This window comes from Paenibacillus polysaccharolyticus (genome assembly GCF_023714295.1).
Taxonomy (GTDB): domain Bacteria; phylum Bacillota; class Bacilli; order Paenibacillales; family Paenibacillaceae; genus Paenibacillus; species Paenibacillus polysaccharolyticus_A.
The window spans coordinates 263,283-280,028 of the sequence record NZ_JAMAUN010000009.1 but is presented as its reverse complement, the minus strand read 5'-3'; the positions used below and the strand labels follow the sequence as shown (position 1 = coordinate 280,028).

Sequence of the window (16,746 nt, the reverse complement as noted above, 5' to 3'; positions counted from 1 at the left end):
ACGTGTTACTCACCCGTCCGCCGCTAACCATCCGAGAAGCAAGCTTCTCTTCAAGTCCGCTCGACTTGCATGTATTAGGCATGCCGCCAGCGTTCGTCCTGAGCCAGGATCAAACTCTCCAATAAAGATGAATTTCGCAGCGTCGTTAAACGCGGTGTAACTCATCGGGGTATTGAAAAGAGCGATAAGCTCATTTTGAATCTGACGAGATTAAACATCTCATTTGTGTTCCAGTTTTCATACAGCCAGATGGCATGCACCAAAAACCTTCACGTCATTCTGCGAGCAGAATGTTTACTCACTCGTTGTTCAGTTTTCAAAGATCAAACTTGTTCTCGTTACCGAAACCAGTTCGTTTCAGCAACTCTTATATAATATCATGTCCGAACCAACTTTGCAAGCTCTTTTTTTAAGTTTCTTTCGAAGCTTATTTTCATTTGCTTGCCGCACCGTGTAAGCTGTGTTTTCTTGGCCGGAATAAGAATATACCATGGTGCACACCCACTTGTAAAGCATTATTTATTAAATTAAAATATCCACATTCACCCAATTAATTTATCAGCCAAAGATTAACACTGTCTATCCATGTCCCCACTCCCCACCAACTGTAAATGTTATATATATATATTAGATAATAAAGACCCTTTTTTATAGAAAGAAGCCCTCTCAGACTAAATATCTGAAAGAGCTTCTATATCCAATCCATTCATAGAACCTGCTACGGTTTATCATAAAGCATAAATCATTAGATATCGTACCTAATACTCAGCTTACTTACGCTCTACCTTATATCCTTTATCCTCTAGCAACTTAACGATCCCGTGGTCCCCTAAATAATGCGCCGCACCAACAACGATAAAGTACTCTTCACCTTTACCATTTTTCAGGTAACCATCGATCTTGTCAGCCATACCGATATTGCGGTCTACCAACATTGCTTTGTTGTACTCTTCATCATCGGAGAAGGTGTTTGTCAACTCTAGCAGCTGCTCGTCATTACCTGTTTTCCACATCTCAGCCATCTGATTCGCGGAGTTATCCAGTACATCGAAGTTGTCAATTGTGGAACGCAGTGTTTTTTCCTGTAATTCTTTTGAGAAATGATCGAACATTCCTAATTGAGACTGATAGGATTCAAGTTCAATCACAGGTATTTTACGCTCAATCGCTTTTTGAATAAAATACAAATCTACACCCGACGCTGCTTCTAGTCCAGCTGATGACATTTTCAAACTTCCCAATGTAGTTTCCACCACCCAAGGCTTAAATGCATCCAGCGCGTTAGGCTCTAATCCTTTTTTCTTCAAAATATCACCAAGCTTGCTGTATGTCTCACTGGAGACATGATCCTTCAACGTTGTACCATCCTGATATGAACCCATACTTAACACCAGCTTCTGTTGTTCTTCGTCTGCCGCTTTACTCAGATCTATTTCTACACCAAGATAGTCAGCTTCAGCAAACGCCTCTTCAAATTCAGGACGCAACGGGTAAAAACTTTTGTCTGCTACATGCATCGACCCTACCAGATATACGGTATTGCCATTGCTCTGTACTTCCCACATGAATCCGCGTCCACCGTTTTGAGCGGTTTCAACCGTTCCATCGCCTTTGGATACCAACAACACGGTTCTTGTAGCCTTATCCCAACGAACCTCATATCCTGCAGCATCGCCAACGATACGAATTGGCGCGTAAGTAACACCATTGATGCGAACAAGTTTGCTTTTCAGCGTTATGGTCTTGCCATTGACGATTGCTGTGATACTGTCATCGGTTGTACCCGCCAGTTTAGCATCAAGTGCATCGAGCGTTGTACGGAGTGGAACGAGAGTCGTTCCTTTTTCAACAATTGGTGCACCCGCAGTGTATGTAACAGCTTTATTATCGATTTTAACAGCCGTGTCTTGCGGAGCAGCCATTGCCGGAACTGCCGATGCGAGCAATCCTACTGAGACGGTAAGAGATAAGAGTACGCGTTTCCATTGCTTCATATATTATGTATTTCCCTTCTTCTTCTGATTTTCTACACTTTTGATGTAGACAAAGATCAACGAGATCACTTTCACCTTATATATTACGTTCTAATGTGAAGCTCGTTCCAGAAAATTTTCCAGATATTCATAGATTACTATAGTTTATAAAAAAAGCCCTGGCTTTAGCCAGGGTTTCAAATGGTTTTGTTATGTACCTTTTCACGACGGATTCGTTTTTTGATAAGCATGCATTGCCGTTTGAAATTGATCTAGTGCCTCCTGATATTTAAGACGATCTTTGTCATTCGCTGCAAGTTGCTTTCGCATGATTAAATCATCCTGCAATCGTTGTACTAGGTCTTTGATCTGATCATTTGGATTTGATTTGGCTGGTTTGGGCAAAGCCTCTGTTCCCGTCTGAACGGTCAGTTCTCCTTTACTATCCACCTGACCGATTGAAACTTGGCTTAATGTCAGGTCTAGTTTACGCAGTTCTTTTTTGACCCAATCCTCGCTCACTCCGGCAGCCTTTAAAGTTTCGGGTAGAATGTGACCATCCATAATGATCGTTCGCGGTTCCTTTTCCGAAGAAAGACGATACCCCAACATGTCCGCGGTGAGAGGTTGATATTCCTTTTTTAACAACACACTAATATCTCCGCTCTGTTCCATTACCGCAAATTCCACATCAGCCACCCGAAAAACATCTTTCTTACGAAGCTGTTCCAGAAACTCATCCATCGTCAGTCGTTCCTTCTTCAGATTTTTTTGAATCACAGCTCCATTTTCAACAAGGACCGTTGATTTTCCATCCACAATATCACGGAACTTTTTACTTTTCATCGTTAAGTACTCCGCTCCTGCTGAGAAAGAAACCCAAACCAACACAGCAAGAAAGCCCAAATACCAGCTTGTGTCGGTATCCAAAGAGATGTAACCTACCAGGTTCCCGAGCGTGATACCCGTTATATATTCAAACAAGGAGAGTTCAGAGATCTGCCGCTTACCTAAAATCTTCGTAATGAGAAACAGCATAGTTACCGCAGAAATCGTTCGTATAATAACCTCTAACCAATCAGGCACGTCGCATGCTCCTTTCCAAATGAAGTCCATATTCCTCGGATGACATAACTTCATTATTAAAGGTTATAATTAACATGCACGCCAGATTGTATGCATTGGAATGTTCAGTTTCTTGGCAATCTGATAGACCATCTACTTTTTTATCTTACTTGTCCAAGATGATATGAAATTTCTTTGGATGTCTCTAAAATTTTGTCGATCATAACACTCTTCTCTTCCTCTTTATACAGGCTCAAAGGGATTGCGAAAATAATGCTTCCGACTACATTGTGCGCGGCATCAAAGATAGGAGCACCGAATCCGATCGACTCATTTTTACGTTCACTGAACGTATAGGAGTATCCTTCACTTCTGATCCTCTCGATCTCCACTATAATTTGCTTTGCCTCATTTAATGGCACACCTTCCTGACTCAACACTTCCTTAATTTGTTCATCTGTTAAAAATGCTAAAATTGCTTTCCCGCTGGCTCCAATATGAATGGGTTGAAGCACTCCGAGCTCCAGGCGATACTGAAGGATGTTGGAACTATGAATACCTAAAATGAATGATAGCTTCTGATACTGCTCTTGATATTGTGCCAAATACACGGACTGTCCCACTTCATGCGACAAGGTCTTAAGGTAAGGTTCAGCTACGGATTTCAATCCAAAATTAGCACTAATAAATGATGAAAGTCGTACCCACTCATTCCCAATCGTGTACTTATTCGTTTCGGGGATAGTCTGTAAAATGTTCTCTTCTTTTAATGTCTTTAAAATACGGTGTATGGAACTAGGTGGACTTTCCAGATATCGTGCAAGATCATTGACTCCCCATACCGCTTGTCCATCAATGAAAGCCTTCATAATGGTTAATGTTTTCAAAGTTACGTTAGATTTATTGGTCATTAATAAGGCACCTTTCATCGTTAATCTTTATCTTGATTATAATGTAAGCGTATGCTACTATTCCAATCATACAACACACTCATTCCACATTCAAGAACACCATTCCATTATACGGAATGATAATTCAATTCTACTTATTAAGTTGAATGCCATTCCGTATAGTGGAATGATAGGGGTGTGCACACATCAGGGGGGACAATATGAAAATTCACTATGCTTGGATCATTTTTTTGGGATGCTGTATTATATCCTTCGTTGGTTTCGGATTAACAATCAATACAGCCGGTTTATTCTGGGGAGGGATGAGCACGGATTTAAATTTGACGCGTGCTGAAATCGCTCTCAACGCAACCTTTGGCGGGATTGCCGGTGCAGTTTCTTTATTATTTGCTGGTACAGTGTTTAAAAAGGTCAATACCAAACTGCTGCTCAGTCTGTCTTTCGGAATAACCGGCCTTTGTTTTATAGCATGTTCATTCATTCAAAGCGTCACTCCTTTCTACGGGATCAAAGTTGTCTTGGGAGTCATGCAGAGTATCTCCATTGTCATCTCCATCCCCATTTTGCTCGGTAACTGGTTCGAGAAAAAGCTGGGGATTTTGTTTGGAATTACAGGTGCGCTGACCGCTGTCGGAGGCTCGTTCTTTAATCCGATAATCAGTCATTTAATTCTTGAACACGGATGGAGAACAACTTATATCATCGTAGGCATTATATGTCTTGTTGTGCTTTTACCGACGGCCCTTCTGATGAAATTCAAACCTGAAAACGGTTTGCTTCCTTATGGTGCAGAAACGAACCATACAGCAGCAGAATCAAATCAAGCAGTCAACAATGTGGAAGCGAACGGTCTGTCGATAAAAGAGGCATCCCGTACACCTATCTTTTACAGCTTTATCATAGCTATTATCTGTTTTCAGGCAGCTGGCTCTCTGGCACAACATGTACCGGCACTTATTCAAAGCTTAAACTTCAGTTTACAAGTAGGTGCAAGTGTGATGTCCGCCCTGCTTATTGGAGCCGCCATTGGTAAACTGCTTATGGGCTTTATGTTGGATCATGTTAAACCCGTCATCGTACTACTTATTTTCACGCTCCTTGGAGCTTCTGGATGGTATAGTACAGGCGTATTCAACAATGTAGTCTTTTTGAATGGTTCTGGATTTCTGAGCGGGATGGGACAAGCCATCGTACTTACTGCAATCCCTCTATTGATTCGTGGATCTTTCGGAACGAAAGACTATAGTCAAATCCTTTCTATTATTCTCATGTTCGGTGCATTTGCCAATGCTGTTTCTGTATATATACATGGATCGATGTTTGATCAAACCCATTCCTACTCAGCCTCATTGATTTTGAACGTGGTAGCGTATACAATTGGTTTCCTTTGCCTTGCATTTGCTATTCAATTCAGAAAAAGAATGACCACATAATAAATTCGTTAGAAGGTGTAAAAAAATGAGATCATTCCAAGTAAATTCCCAATGGGAAGGTTTAACTAAAACGATCGAACAGGAAAACCCACCTTGCAAATATGAAATCCACGGTATGAGTGAAGCCATGGTTTCGATGCGAGATGGCGTTCAGCTTCATACTAGGATTTACCGGCCTAATCAAGGTGATTCTTGGCCATGCATTCTCGTACGTAATCCCTATCCCAATAACCAAGACTTGCTTGAAGCAACCTATACACAATTCGTCAGGCATGGTTATGTTCTAGTTATTCAATCCTGTAGAGGAACAGGACTTTCCGAAGGGGAGTGGTCTCCCTTTGTGAATGAACGTGAAGATGGTATTGATACATTGGAATGGCTAGTCCAGCAATGTTTCCAAAATGGAAACATTGCACTCTTCGGCCAATCGTACTGTTCATTTACAACCTGGATTATCGCTGATTCGTTGCCTAAAGAAGTCAAAACCGTATTTCTAGATCTTTTTGGAGTGGATCGCTACGGACAGATGTATATGAACGGTATGTTTCGGCATGACATATATACGTCCTGGGCGTTTGCGAATTCCGGGGTTGAAACGACGACCGATGCAGGCGAGCTGTATCAAGACTCTCTCAGCATTCTGCCTCATAACCAAGCAGACGAGAAACTTTTGGGCCGTACCCTTCCCTTCTACCAAAGCTATATTTCAGAGACGAGCCGTGAATCAAAATACTGGCAGGAAGGAATATGGGCAGAGCTGTTAAATATTCCTGCCAAGATCAATATTCCAGTGTTTATGGTAGAGGGATGGTTTGACCATCATCTGGAGGGAGCCTTCAAAGGCTACAACCTGCTTCAAGATCACGTAAAACGTAAAAGCAGATTTGTAGTCGGCCCTTGGGATCATGTCGGGAATTCACCAGGTGAACGAACGTATCCTGATGCTAACCTTCTGGGAGCTTTTCGAATAAAAGCGGCCTTGGAATGGTTTGATATACATCTAAAAGGGAATCCTGGCACATTCAGCCCGATTTCCTTTTATCGTATTGGAGCTTCTCGGTGGGAAGAACGTCAGTCCATAACGGATCAGGATACAACCTGGCGTTTGTACTTTTCAAATAATCCTGAACAGCAACTAACCGACAAGCCATCGCAACCGTCAACAGTGAAGTATGCATACGATCCTTCCTCCCCCGTACCTACCCATGGAGGAAGTGCCTTACTTGCATGGATCATGCCTTCGTTTAAGGGTGCACCGCATGGTAGTTTGGCCCAACCTGACTTTTCTGATCGCCAAGATGTCCTGAGGTTTGACTCTGCTGTACTGGATGAAAACACACAAATAACGGGCGGTATTAAAGTGTGCTTAGAGGTTAGTACAGATGCGGAGGATACGGCTTTTAGTGTGAAAATCTGCGAGGTATTTCCGGATGGTCAAAGTTTTAATATCGTCGATGGCATAACTTCTCTGAGATATCGGAATAACATTGATCAACCCGTGGATTATACACCCAACCAACCTGCACAGGTCATTATAGAGATGTGGCCAACAGCGTGGGAACTGCAAAAAGGTTCTTTTATTCGAGCAGAAGTATCTTCTTCTAATTTTCCTGCTTACCATGTACATTCCAATGTGAAAGAACCTTGGGCTTCCACATCCAAATACAAGATTGCAACTCAGACCCTATATACAGGCTCTAACTATTGTAGTTATATTGAATTCCCTAAATAGATTGTATACATGTCCCATCCATTTTGAAAATACATTCACTAATTATGACTCCCAGAATCCCATCATTTGATTTCCCCTTATAAAAGGTTATAGTTTATCGTAGGAGATAAACGTTGTCAGTGATATTAATTCACGTACTACTATGTAAGATGGTGCTTCTATGTTCTGTCTCACTTTATCATATTACTCGTATGGGGTGACTAACCATGAACAAGCAAGAACAGGTTATGCTGAATTTCAGGGACTTATTTAACAAGTTAGTCTGGATTAATAAATCGAAGATGGAAAGCAGTCTTCAAGGGTACAAGCCTTCTGAAGTCCATTGCATTGAATTTATAGAGAAAAATGTAGATTCCAATGTAACCAAGCTGGCGGAGTCCATGTATATGACCAAGGGCGCTATAAGTAAATTAACGAAGAAACTCATTGAAAAAGGCCTGATCGAAGACTATCAGAAAACGAATAACAAGAAAGAAGTCTTTTTTAAACTCACCCAGCAAGGCAGAGTCGTATTTGACATTCACGAGAAACTGCATAAAGAGTTTCAGGAAAGAGATGAATCCGTATTCAAGCATGTAACGGAAGAACAATTCGATCACATGCTGGACTTCATTGAACTGTACAGTAAACATTTGGACACTGAAATAAAGAAACAAGGTTTAGATATAATGAAGTGAAACAACTATAAATTAAGAATAAAACCAAGAGCAACCTTCTCTAAAGAGATACGGATGCTTTTTTTACACCTTTTTTATTGTTGACAAGGAAACAAAATGTAGATAAACTTTTAGTTGACTAGGAAACAATATTGATTAAAGGAGTGTAATATGCGTACAAACAAAGTAAAAGAAACCGGCATACCTAGACATATCCTGATTACCGCTTGGGCCATTGCTCTCGGAGCAATCGCTCCTATGTTAGATTCTACAATGGTGAATATCGCTGTAAGTCAACTCACAAAAGATTTTCATACCACATTAAGCACCATTCAATGGGCCATTACAGGATATATTTTAGCCCTTGCGATTGCAGTTCCGGTATCTGGTTGGCTCATGAATCAATTTAATAGCAAAAAGGTCTTCATTGGAGCGGTCATTGCTTTTGGCGTAATCTCTCTACTAATTGGTGTTAGCTGGGATATATCCAGTTTTATCTTCTTCCGTTTGCTTCAGGGATTTAGTGCCGGAGTCATTACCACCCTCATGTTCACCCTCTTGGTTAAGACAACCGGACAAGAGTACTTAGGCAGAGTCATGGCGATTGTAAGCACTCCTATGATCTTTGGTCCTATTTTTGGACCCATCCTCGGAGGGTTCATTGTTCAAGTCGCATCTTGGCCGTGGATCTTTTTCATTAACGTGTTCGTTGTATTGATTTCTGCACCATTAATGATCAGAAAGATTCCAAACTACGAGCCTTTTAACAAAGAGAGCAAGCTCGATCTATTTGGAATTATCGTTTTATCCACTATGAGCATAGCTTTAATATACGGAATCACCAAAGCAACGGATTATGCCACTTTCAACAATCAGGAGACCATCTTGTGGATGGGGATAGGCCTCGCTTCGGCTCTCTTATATCTCGTTTATAATCGTATTAAAATGAATCAAACCGTTCTGCCCCTGAATTTGTTCACCCATAAGAACTTTGCAGCCTCAAGTGCCGGGCTATTCTTCGCGAATATCGCCATCATGGGTCCGTTGTTAATACTCCCTCTGTTCTTTCAAACCTTTCGACACTTCACAGCCATTGAAACAGCAGTTGCACTCATTCCTCAAGGCGTTGGTATGCTGATTACTCGGCCTTTCATTGGAAAAATGATCGACAGCATTGGTGCAAAAAATGTGCTGATCGTCAGTCTCTTCCTTTCCCTTATTGGGTCCATTCCTTTTATCTTCATCACAGATCATACAAGTATGATCTGGATTTCAGTAATCTTATTTATTCGCGGTGCCAGCGTTGGGGGCATTAGTCTTCCACTAATGAGCGAAGCCTACAATGGACTGGGCAACAAGCAACTTCCGGAGGCGGGTGTTGGAATAAATATCATTGAAAACCTCGGTTCAAGCTTCGGCTCAGCCATTATTGCGACGGCTGTTGCAACAGCTATACAAGGTTTGCATCCATCCATTGCAAATCAATTGCAGGCGTACCATATCGGTTTTCTTATAGCCGCGATCATTCTGGCACTGATCTTTATCCCCGGCCTGTTTCTTACGAATAAAAAGAAGGTGCACTCATTGTAGAGTAGCACCCATTCTTTTATCCAACGTTAAAACGAATCCAGACCAACACAGCACATACAATCCCTGATATCACAAAGACAGACGAGATCCGGATATTACTTCGAAATTTAATGCCATAAGAGAAAAAGAAAAGGGCGGCAGCCATCTTTGCTAAACTTTGAGAAAATCCATCACTACTCGTCCAAGATGAATTACTGAATATAATGGCAATGAGCAACATCGAGAGAATCCAAATTCGGAACCAAAGCGGTTCACTTATAAAGTGTCTGTACATCCATCTTAATCTGTCCATTGTGCATCGGCTCCTCGAATGTGTGCTCTGGAACTCATGGTTGCACTATCTCGATCTATAAAAAAGGAATCATGGCCACCTGAACATCAGGAGGCCATGATCTAATTCCAATTATGACAACGCACAACATAACATAATCGTCGTTTGAAATATTAAATCTTGTACGCCTTCATCGCTTTAAACAACTCTTTGAAGGTTGGACGTTTGCCGTACATCAGTACGCCCGTGCGATAGATTTTAGCTGCGAGCCAACCAAAGACCAGAATGGATACAGCCAGAATGGCAAGAGATGTCAGAATCTCCCAGGTCGGTGCAACGCCTGCCCCAATCCGTACAAGAATCGCTGTTGGTGATGTGAACGGAATGAAGCTTGCAACTTTGAGCAATAAAATATTCGGTGCAGAGATGCTGAAGAGTGCAATATAGAATGATACCAGGGACAGCATCGTGATTGGCAGAACTGCCTGCCCCAGCTCTTCCGTACGGCTGACCATTGAACCAACGGCTGCGAACAGCACTGCGTACAGGAAGTAACCCAGGACATAGAAGATCAATCCATATACAATTACAGCAATATTAATGTCGCTAACACTCAAATTGAAATCATCCAGTACTGCGCGGTTGTGCGGTAATAGAATATTCCCCGCAATAACTGCGCCGAAGATTCCGATCTGTAACATACCTACCATGAAGATACCGATGATTTTACCAAACATCTGACTGAGCGGAGATACACTCGTGATCAGAATCTCCATGATTCTTGAGCTTTTCTCAGCAGTAATCTCGGAAGCAATCATATTACCTGTCATCATCGTAGATGTGAACAGCAAGATGATTAACAAGTACACAACGATATAGTTGATCGGACTCATTGATTTTTCCGCACCAGCTCCAGCCTCACCATCATCGGCGCTCAGACTCTCTGCAGTCAGTTTCACAGGTGTTGTAATCAACGCCTTCTGTTCAGGTGTCAGTACATCCTTGACTACGACATCCAGCTTCACACTTTGCAGAGCAGATTCAATAGCCGTAGTGATCTGAGGTGAAATGTCATCTGTGGAATATAAAACAGGCTTCGGGAACTCCTGTCCTGCTACCGTTTCAAGTTTCAAATAACCATCAATCAGGCCTGCCTTCGCATCTTCCTGTAATGCAGCTTCGTCCTTATCCCCACTCACGATGAAACGATACGCCTGATTTCCCTGAGCAGACGAGAAGTCTTCCAGCTTCTGTGCTACATCCTGCTGTTCCGTTGTCAGAAGACCGATGTTGACAGGATTTTTACCGGAAGCTCCGCCGCCAATTGGTCCGCCATTGAATAAAGTAATGAAATATGGAACATTGAGTCCAATCGAAATTAAAAGTGCAAGTACAATGGTTGTAACCATAAATGACTTCGTTTTTACTTTGTTTTTGAACGTGAAACCTGTAATTGTGCCCATTTTATTCATTCGACTCACCTACCTCACGAATAAAGATTTGGTTAAGCGTTGGTTCCTTAATCTCAAAATGCTCCACAGTCGTCTGTGCCATGGCCGTTTTCAAAATCTCCTGAGCGGCTGCAACCTCACTGACCTGAATCTGATATCCACGTTCGTTTTGCTCCACTCGTTTCACACCTGCCAGCTGCTCAAGTCCTTCTACCTGTCCAAGAGTACTGAGGTAAACTTGCTCACGCGGATAACGGCTCTTAATCTCCTTAATCTCACCTTGCACTACCGTGTTAGAACGATGAAGTATCGTGATCTGACGACACAACTCCTCGACATGTTCCATCCGGTGTGTAGAGAACAAGATGGCTGTACCTTCATCACGCAATTCTTTAACCGTTGATTTAAGCAACTCTACGTTAACTGGATCAAGTCCACTAAAGGCTTCATCCAGAATGAGAATCTGCGGTCTATGTACCACCGCGGCTATAAAGCCCATTTTCTGCTGGTTTCCTTTGGATAATTCCTCGATTTTTTTATCATAATACTCCGGCACTTCGAAACGCTTCAGCCAGTACTTCAGACTCTCATCGGCATCCTTGGCTTTCATTCCGCGAAGGCGTGCCAGGTAATTAATCTGTTCGCTAACTTTTACCTTGGGATACAATCCGCGTTCTTCGGGCAAATATCCCATAATCTGTTGCAGCTCTGTATTATATGGCTTCCCGTTGTACAGAATGTTACCGCCATCCGGGTGGATTAGACCGAGCACCATGCGCATCGTTGTTGTTTTACCGGCGCCGTTCGCTCCAAGCAATCCGTAAATCTCGCCCTCTTTTACATTAAGCGTAACTCCATTGACAGCTGTTTTGTCTGCGTACTGTTTGACGACTTGCTTTAGTTCCAATCGGTTCATTCAGAATCGTCTCCCTTCGGTTATCTCCACTGTACGGGTGCATACCCGGCAATCCAATATTCAAGTACTTCTCCCAGTTCCAAATTGCGAATTTTGAGCACCCGGTGATTGGATAACTCCAACCTCTCCTGCGCTTCGCTCACCCGGGTTGTAATCACACGGATCAGACCATTCTCTTCCTGAAAAGATTCAACTACACCAGGAATATTCTCGGGTCGCAAATCCCCTTCGTACCAGATCTCCTTCCACTGCTCAAGCACTAGATCTTTCTCTGCCATACCCAGAACCTGCCCGCGGTGCATAAGCACGATGTAATCTGCCAGCCGCTTCACTTCATCTGCAATATGCGTGGCAATCAGAATGGTTGTGTCTCCACTTTCCATATAATCACGGAACTGCTCCACCATTACCTTCCAAGCAAAAGGATCAAGACCGGACGAAGGTTCATCCAGAAGAAGCAGTTTAGGACGAGCAGCAAGTGCTGCGGCTATTTCAAACTTCCTCCGTTCTCCCTTGGACATCTTGGTCAGCTTCACATCACTTGGCACGTCCATGTCTGTTATAAGCTTTTTGAACAGCTTCATATCCCACCTTGGGTACCAATGTGATCTGAAATCAGCTGCCTCCTGCGGCGTCATCCGATTCTCTTCAATACCACTGTTATCTGCCACAAAGCCAATCTGTTGTCTCAGCTCAATCGGAAGTATCCCCGAATGCTTCTCCTGTCCAAACCATATGATCTCACCATTATCCGGTAGTACAATTTGTTGCAACATGTTAAGCAATGTGCTTTTGCCAGAGCCGTTATGCCCCAGAATGGCAACCACATATCCTTCCGGAATCGTGAGATCAATCGGCCCAATAACCCTGCGTTTACGCATCTTGGATACACCATTTAATTGAACGGCTATAGGTTCCACCATACCTCCCCCTCCTTACTTCGAATAATTTGCTCTTAGGGCCTCCCGGAACAAAACTTCCATTTCCTCTTCTGTACACCCTACAGCTTTGCCCGACTGCACCGCAGCTTGCATCGCTTCCTCCGCTGCCTTCAGCCTGTAGTTCTCTCGTTCTCCCGCCTCAACCTGGGCCACAAATGTTCCTGTCCCCTGCTTCGTACGAAGCAGACCTTCATTCTCCAGATCCTGATAGACCCGTCTAACCGTAATTACACTGCAATTCAGTGCTCCGGCAAATTCACGAATGGACGGCAAATGTGTCCCCTCCCCCAGTTGACCCGTTATAATTAACGACCTTAATTGATTCTCAATCTGGTGATACAAAGGTTCAGCGCTATTCTCATTTATTTGAATGGGTATCTTCACATCTTGCACCTCGCCCTCCGGTACACTTCATTCACTTACCTGAACGTGCCGGTTTCATCCTATATTCTTTTTATCAATAATTCTGCTGCCTTCTAACTCAGATCTCTCACAGCAAGCTTCTTCAACGTCAATCGACTGAATCCCCATAATGTTGCCAAACCTGCTACCACCGCAATCCACATGATCGGAGATAACAAGCCCCACAGTTTACTGTAGTGTATTACATACCAGAATCCATAATTACCCGAGAGACGGATCAGAACAGCTATCACAACGGCCATCGGTAAGAACATAGAGCTAAGCATCAAATATTTTTTACCACTGAAGAGAAACTCTCCGTAAATATATAATCCCGTAATCAGGAGTCCATATCCTGTGCAACTCAGCGCAAAGGCTAAATACTGATCCCATGTGAAACCTTCCGTGTGTAATCTGACTGCATATAATGATCCGTAGAAGAAAAAACCATTATATGCGAATGCAATCAGAGATTGTTGCAGTCTTGACCACATCACAGTTTCATTCGGAATCGGGAGCCTTCGATAAAAGGCAAGCAACTGTGTGTAGGAATCTTCTTGTATGTAGCGGAAGGAACGTCTGCTGAAAAGAAATCCTAGGAACGGGAGCATAATGAGAAAAAACGCATCTACTACCGGGTTAATAAAATTACTCTGTTGCTGCCCAATCAACATTACGCCGCTCATACTGCCTGTGTAGATCATAAATATGGCAGACCATAACCACTGCAGCTTATCCTTACTATAATCGTTACGGGTTAGCCACCACGCTTGCTTCCATGCATCCATATCTATGCCTGCCTTTCAACTGTCTTCCTTCATCTGGTTGACTATGCTTTTGTTTTGATCACTGTGATTACTGTATATATCAATATACACAGTATACAGACCTATCGCATGTTCCGTCAACCCCTTTTTTTCCTGAATCAGGAAAGCAGGATAGGAAAAGAATCCATTCTGCGATAAGATATACACAGCGATTTTAGTTGAGAGGAATGATCACCCTATGGGATGGCTTATTGAGCCCATACTTGTATTTGGTTTTATCCTTGCGATGATCTGGCTCATCATTCGAAGTGAGCCAGGTCGGGTTAAGAGCAAAAGTGACAGCAAAAGGCATTCCAGACAGTCCAGACAACATCATCATTCGTCTAGCTCGGCTACGTCTTCTTCTATGATGAACTCTGACTTTTCGACGGACTCGCATACCAGGCCCACTCACGACCACCGACTCCATCACGATCACAAACATCACGATATAGATTCTTCTTCGGGCTCTCATCATCATTCGAGCAGTGATCACGGAAGCAGCGACAGCGGTGGGGATAGTGGCGGAGGCGGAGATAGCGGTGGCGGCGGAGACTAACAGCCTCTGCTCTACCTCAAGAGAAAAGAGCTGTACCCCACACTGTGAATCAATCACAGAAGGGCACAGCTCTTTTTTCTTTTTCTTTTCCGGTCACCTGATAGCAGAAGAGGCTCATGTTTTACACGAGGTTGTAGCCTGTTGGCAAGCTGCGGTTTCTACGGATGGCGCGAATCTCAGCCAAAGTGAGACGCTGATTGGTGGAGATCAACGACTCTACATCTTCGCCGCGGATCAAGTCATCCAAATCTCTCAGATTGGTGTTCCCGCGATAGACACGGAAGCCTCCCTGGAAGTTTGGCCGTGTAAACACCACAAGTGTTGCATTCGAACTCGTTGAAAAGAAGCGCAGGCTCTCAACCCCGTCCAAAATATTGTCCAGGTTGCGAAGTCCAGTGTTACCACGATAAATGCGGCTTCTTCCTCTGTAGTTCTCTTCGGAATACACGGTAAGACGAGGATACGTCTGACTGATGCTGACTGTTTTTTTCATTTTGGTTCCCTCCTCTCAAACTCATTCTATGAATGAATAAGAGAGATGGTATGGACTAATCATCTGCGAGATTCATCCATTTAAGCGCCGAGGATAACTTCCCATACCGGACTTGTGTGTCCCCCCGGATAGAGCAGATATAACAACACATATACCACCGTACCTGTCAGTGCGGAGCCAAACCAGATGATGGAGGTAAATTTCCCCCAACGGCGATGTTTTCCAAAATTCTTTTTGAAGCCAAGTACCAGTGTCGAGATACCAAATACAGCGGCAACCGTGGCCAGAATAATATGAAAGATCAGAAAGATGCGGTAAAAGATCTCCATATCCGGGTCTCCGCCCCAAGCCGTATTACCAACAAATACAGTGCGGGACATGTAAATTACAAAAAAGATTAGAGCTGCGATCGCTCCCGCTACCATAGCAGACTGGTGTGCCTCACGTTTACCACGAATAATTAAAGCCCAGCCAATCGCCACAAGTATCGCACTAAGCACAATGAACGAAGTACTGATTGTAGGCAGCCAAAAATACATATCCATCGTGTGTTCCCCCTTTTGTCGTCACATTACACTCACGATTTGGCGGCCGGATTGAGCGGCCCCTGCTCTTTACCGCCACCAGCAGGCGAGAGATCATCATCCTCTTCCTGTCTCTCTTTCCGATACCATTGAGAAAACACATAAGCCAGCATAGACACAAAGATGCCCTCCTGGATAAACTTCATAAGAATCCCACCCACCTGCTGATCCTCCTTCGTGGAAGACAGGACATTAAAGAACGCCGGCCCTCCGAATGAACGAAGAATTGCCGAGGAGTCGCCAGATACGCAATACCTCATCGCTTCAGCCCATATGGCCGGGTTGCTATACGTCTGATACAGCGGTTCGGAAGCAAAAATGATTAATCCACATGCAGGCGTTAACAGCACCATGTTCAAAAAGATAAATCCAACCTTTGACAAGCCTGAAGCTTGTCTACCCTCTGGCAGAGGGTTAAGTAACGTCCACCACATCAGCATGGATGTGATAAAAAGTACGATATAGTACAACCGGTGAACGGTAAAATTCAACATGACATAATCATGCACAACGGGCAGATGATACAAGGAAAACAATCCGTTGAACAACACTGCCGCTACAATGGGATGCGCCAGGAAGGAAAGCTTGCGAGTAGGCAGCCAGCGCACAATACCGCGCCATACCCAAGTCGGCAAACCTTTCATCATCAATGGCGGAGCAACAAGGTAGGATAATGCCATGCTCACCATGTGGAAGCTGAACATTACATGACCCAGTAGATTGAAGGGACCCGCTTGTGCCAGATATAGAGCGAACAGACCTGCGAGAAACATGATTTTCTGTCCGGTAGTTGCTGGCTCTGCGCCCTGTACTTTCTCGCTGAACGGACCCACTAATACGAGATAGGCTGCCGCAATAATCAAAAATAAAGCAAGAATAAGCGGACTCCATAAGTCGTCAAAACTAAAATATTGCAACCCGAGCATACGGGAAACCTCCCCGTGACCTGTTTTGGTGAACATT

At 43.5% G+C, this 16,746-nt stretch carries 16 protein-coding genes and 1 rRNA gene; 5 read left to right on the top strand and 12 right to left on the bottom strand.

What is annotated here, in order from left to right; all coding sequences use genetic code 11:
- From M3629_RS20850 to M3629_RS20835, 4 genes are all read right to left on the bottom strand, one after another.
- Window positions 1-125, bottom strand: a 16S ribosomal RNA gene (locus tag M3629_RS20850); the annotation flags it as partial.
- 645 nt (window positions 126-770) lie between these two features.
- Complete coding sequence (locus tag M3629_RS20845) at window positions 771-1,994, bottom strand: TraB/GumN family protein (protein WP_251509853.1); 1,224 nt, start codon at window positions 1,992-1,994, stop codon at window positions 771-773.
- A 201-nt stretch (window positions 1,995-2,195) separates the two neighbouring features.
- Entirely contained in the window at window positions 2,196-3,059 is an 864-nt protein-coding gene (locus tag M3629_RS20840) for a DUF421 domain-containing protein (RefSeq protein WP_251509852.1), read from the bottom strand.
- Window positions 3,060-3,199: 140 nt separating this feature from the next.
- Window positions 3,200-3,949: an IclR family transcriptional regulator gene (locus M3629_RS20835; RefSeq protein ID WP_251509851.1), complete on the bottom strand. Its 750-nt coding sequence runs from the start codon at window positions 3,947-3,949 to the stop codon at window positions 3,200-3,202.
- A 200-nt stretch (window positions 3,950-4,149) separates the two neighbouring features.
- Between M3629_RS20835 and M3629_RS20830 the strand changes: the two genes are divergently transcribed.
- The 4 genes from M3629_RS20830 (at window position 4,150) to M3629_RS20815 (ending at window position 9,360) form a co-directional block, all read left to right on the top strand.
- Window positions 4,150-5,382 carry an MFS transporter gene (locus tag M3629_RS20830; protein ID WP_251509850.1) on the top strand — a complete coding sequence of 411 codons (1,233 nt, stop codon included), beginning with the start codon at window positions 4,150-4,152 and terminating at the stop codon, window positions 5,380-5,382.
- Between the two features lie 25 nt (window positions 5,383-5,407).
- Window positions 5,408-7,114, top strand: a complete 1,707-nt coding sequence (locus M3629_RS20825; RefSeq protein WP_251509849.1) for a CocE/NonD family hydrolase — start codon at window positions 5,408-5,410, stop codon at window positions 7,112-7,114.
- A gap of 206 nt (window positions 7,115-7,320) precedes the next feature.
- Complete coding sequence (locus tag M3629_RS20820; RefSeq protein WP_154892201.1) at window positions 7,321-7,791, top strand: MarR family transcriptional regulator; 471 nt, start codon at window positions 7,321-7,323, stop codon at window positions 7,789-7,791.
- A gap of 150 nt (window positions 7,792-7,941) precedes the next feature.
- A complete protein-coding gene (locus M3629_RS20815; RefSeq protein WP_251509848.1) occupies window positions 7,942-9,360 on the top strand; it encodes a DHA2 family efflux MFS transporter permease subunit in 1,419 nt (472 codons plus the stop codon).
- Window positions 9,361-9,804: 444 nt separating this feature from the next.
- On the opposite strand, the gene M3629_RS20810 is transcribed toward M3629_RS20815, so the two are convergent.
- From M3629_RS20810 to M3629_RS20790, 5 genes are all read right to left on the bottom strand, one after another.
- Complete coding sequence (locus M3629_RS20810; RefSeq protein ID WP_251509847.1) at window positions 9,805-11,103, bottom strand: ABC transporter permease; 1,299 nt, start codon at window positions 11,101-11,103, stop codon at window positions 9,805-9,807.
- Window positions 11,096-11,998: an ABC transporter ATP-binding protein gene (locus M3629_RS20805; protein ID WP_090918540.1), complete on the bottom strand. Its 903-nt coding sequence runs from the start codon at window positions 11,996-11,998 to the stop codon at window positions 11,096-11,098. The genes M3629_RS20810 and M3629_RS20805 overlap by 8 nt, the downstream gene beginning before the upstream one ends.
- A 20-nt stretch (window positions 11,999-12,018) precedes the next feature.
- Entirely contained in the window at window positions 12,019-12,921 is a 903-nt protein-coding gene (locus M3629_RS20800; protein ID WP_251509846.1) for an ATP-binding cassette domain-containing protein, read from the bottom strand.
- 12 nt (window positions 12,922-12,933) lie between these two features.
- Window positions 12,934-13,323 carry a GntR family transcriptional regulator gene (locus M3629_RS20795; RefSeq protein ID WP_090919013.1) on the bottom strand — a complete coding sequence of 130 codons (390 nt, stop codon included), beginning with the start codon at window positions 13,321-13,323 and terminating at the stop codon, window positions 12,934-12,936.
- Window positions 13,324-13,415: 92 nt separating this feature from the next.
- Window positions 13,416-14,129 (bottom strand): hypothetical protein, encoded by a 714-nt coding sequence (locus tag M3629_RS20790; RefSeq protein WP_090918542.1) that lies wholly within the window; start codon window positions 14,127-14,129, stop codon window positions 13,416-13,418.
- Between the two features lie 217 nt (window positions 14,130-14,346).
- Between M3629_RS20790 and M3629_RS20785 the strand changes: the two genes are divergently transcribed.
- Window positions 14,347-14,706 (top strand): hypothetical protein, encoded by a 360-nt coding sequence (locus M3629_RS20785; RefSeq protein WP_251509845.1) that lies wholly within the window; start codon window positions 14,347-14,349, stop codon window positions 14,704-14,706.
- Window positions 14,707-14,827: 121 nt separating this feature from the next.
- On the opposite strand, the gene M3629_RS20780 is transcribed toward M3629_RS20785, so the two are convergent.
- The 3 genes from M3629_RS20780 to ctaG form a co-directional block, all read right to left on the bottom strand.
- Window positions 14,828-15,199, bottom strand: a complete 372-nt coding sequence (locus M3629_RS20780; protein ID WP_154960588.1) for a hypothetical protein — start codon at window positions 15,197-15,199, stop codon at window positions 14,828-14,830.
- An 80-nt stretch (window positions 15,200-15,279) separates the two neighbouring features.
- Window positions 15,280-15,744 carry a DUF420 domain-containing protein gene (locus tag M3629_RS20775; protein WP_090918548.1) on the bottom strand — a complete coding sequence of 155 codons (465 nt, stop codon included), beginning with the start codon at window positions 15,742-15,744 and terminating at the stop codon, window positions 15,280-15,282.
- A 32-nt stretch (window positions 15,745-15,776) separates the two neighbouring features.
- The gene (gene ctaG / locus M3629_RS20770) at window positions 15,777-16,709 is read right to left on the bottom strand and encodes a cytochrome c oxidase assembly factor CtaG (protein ID WP_154892196.1); all 933 of its coding nucleotides are present in this window, start codon (window positions 16,707-16,709) and stop codon (window positions 15,777-15,779) included.
- Window positions 16,710-16,746 lie beyond the last annotated feature (37 nt).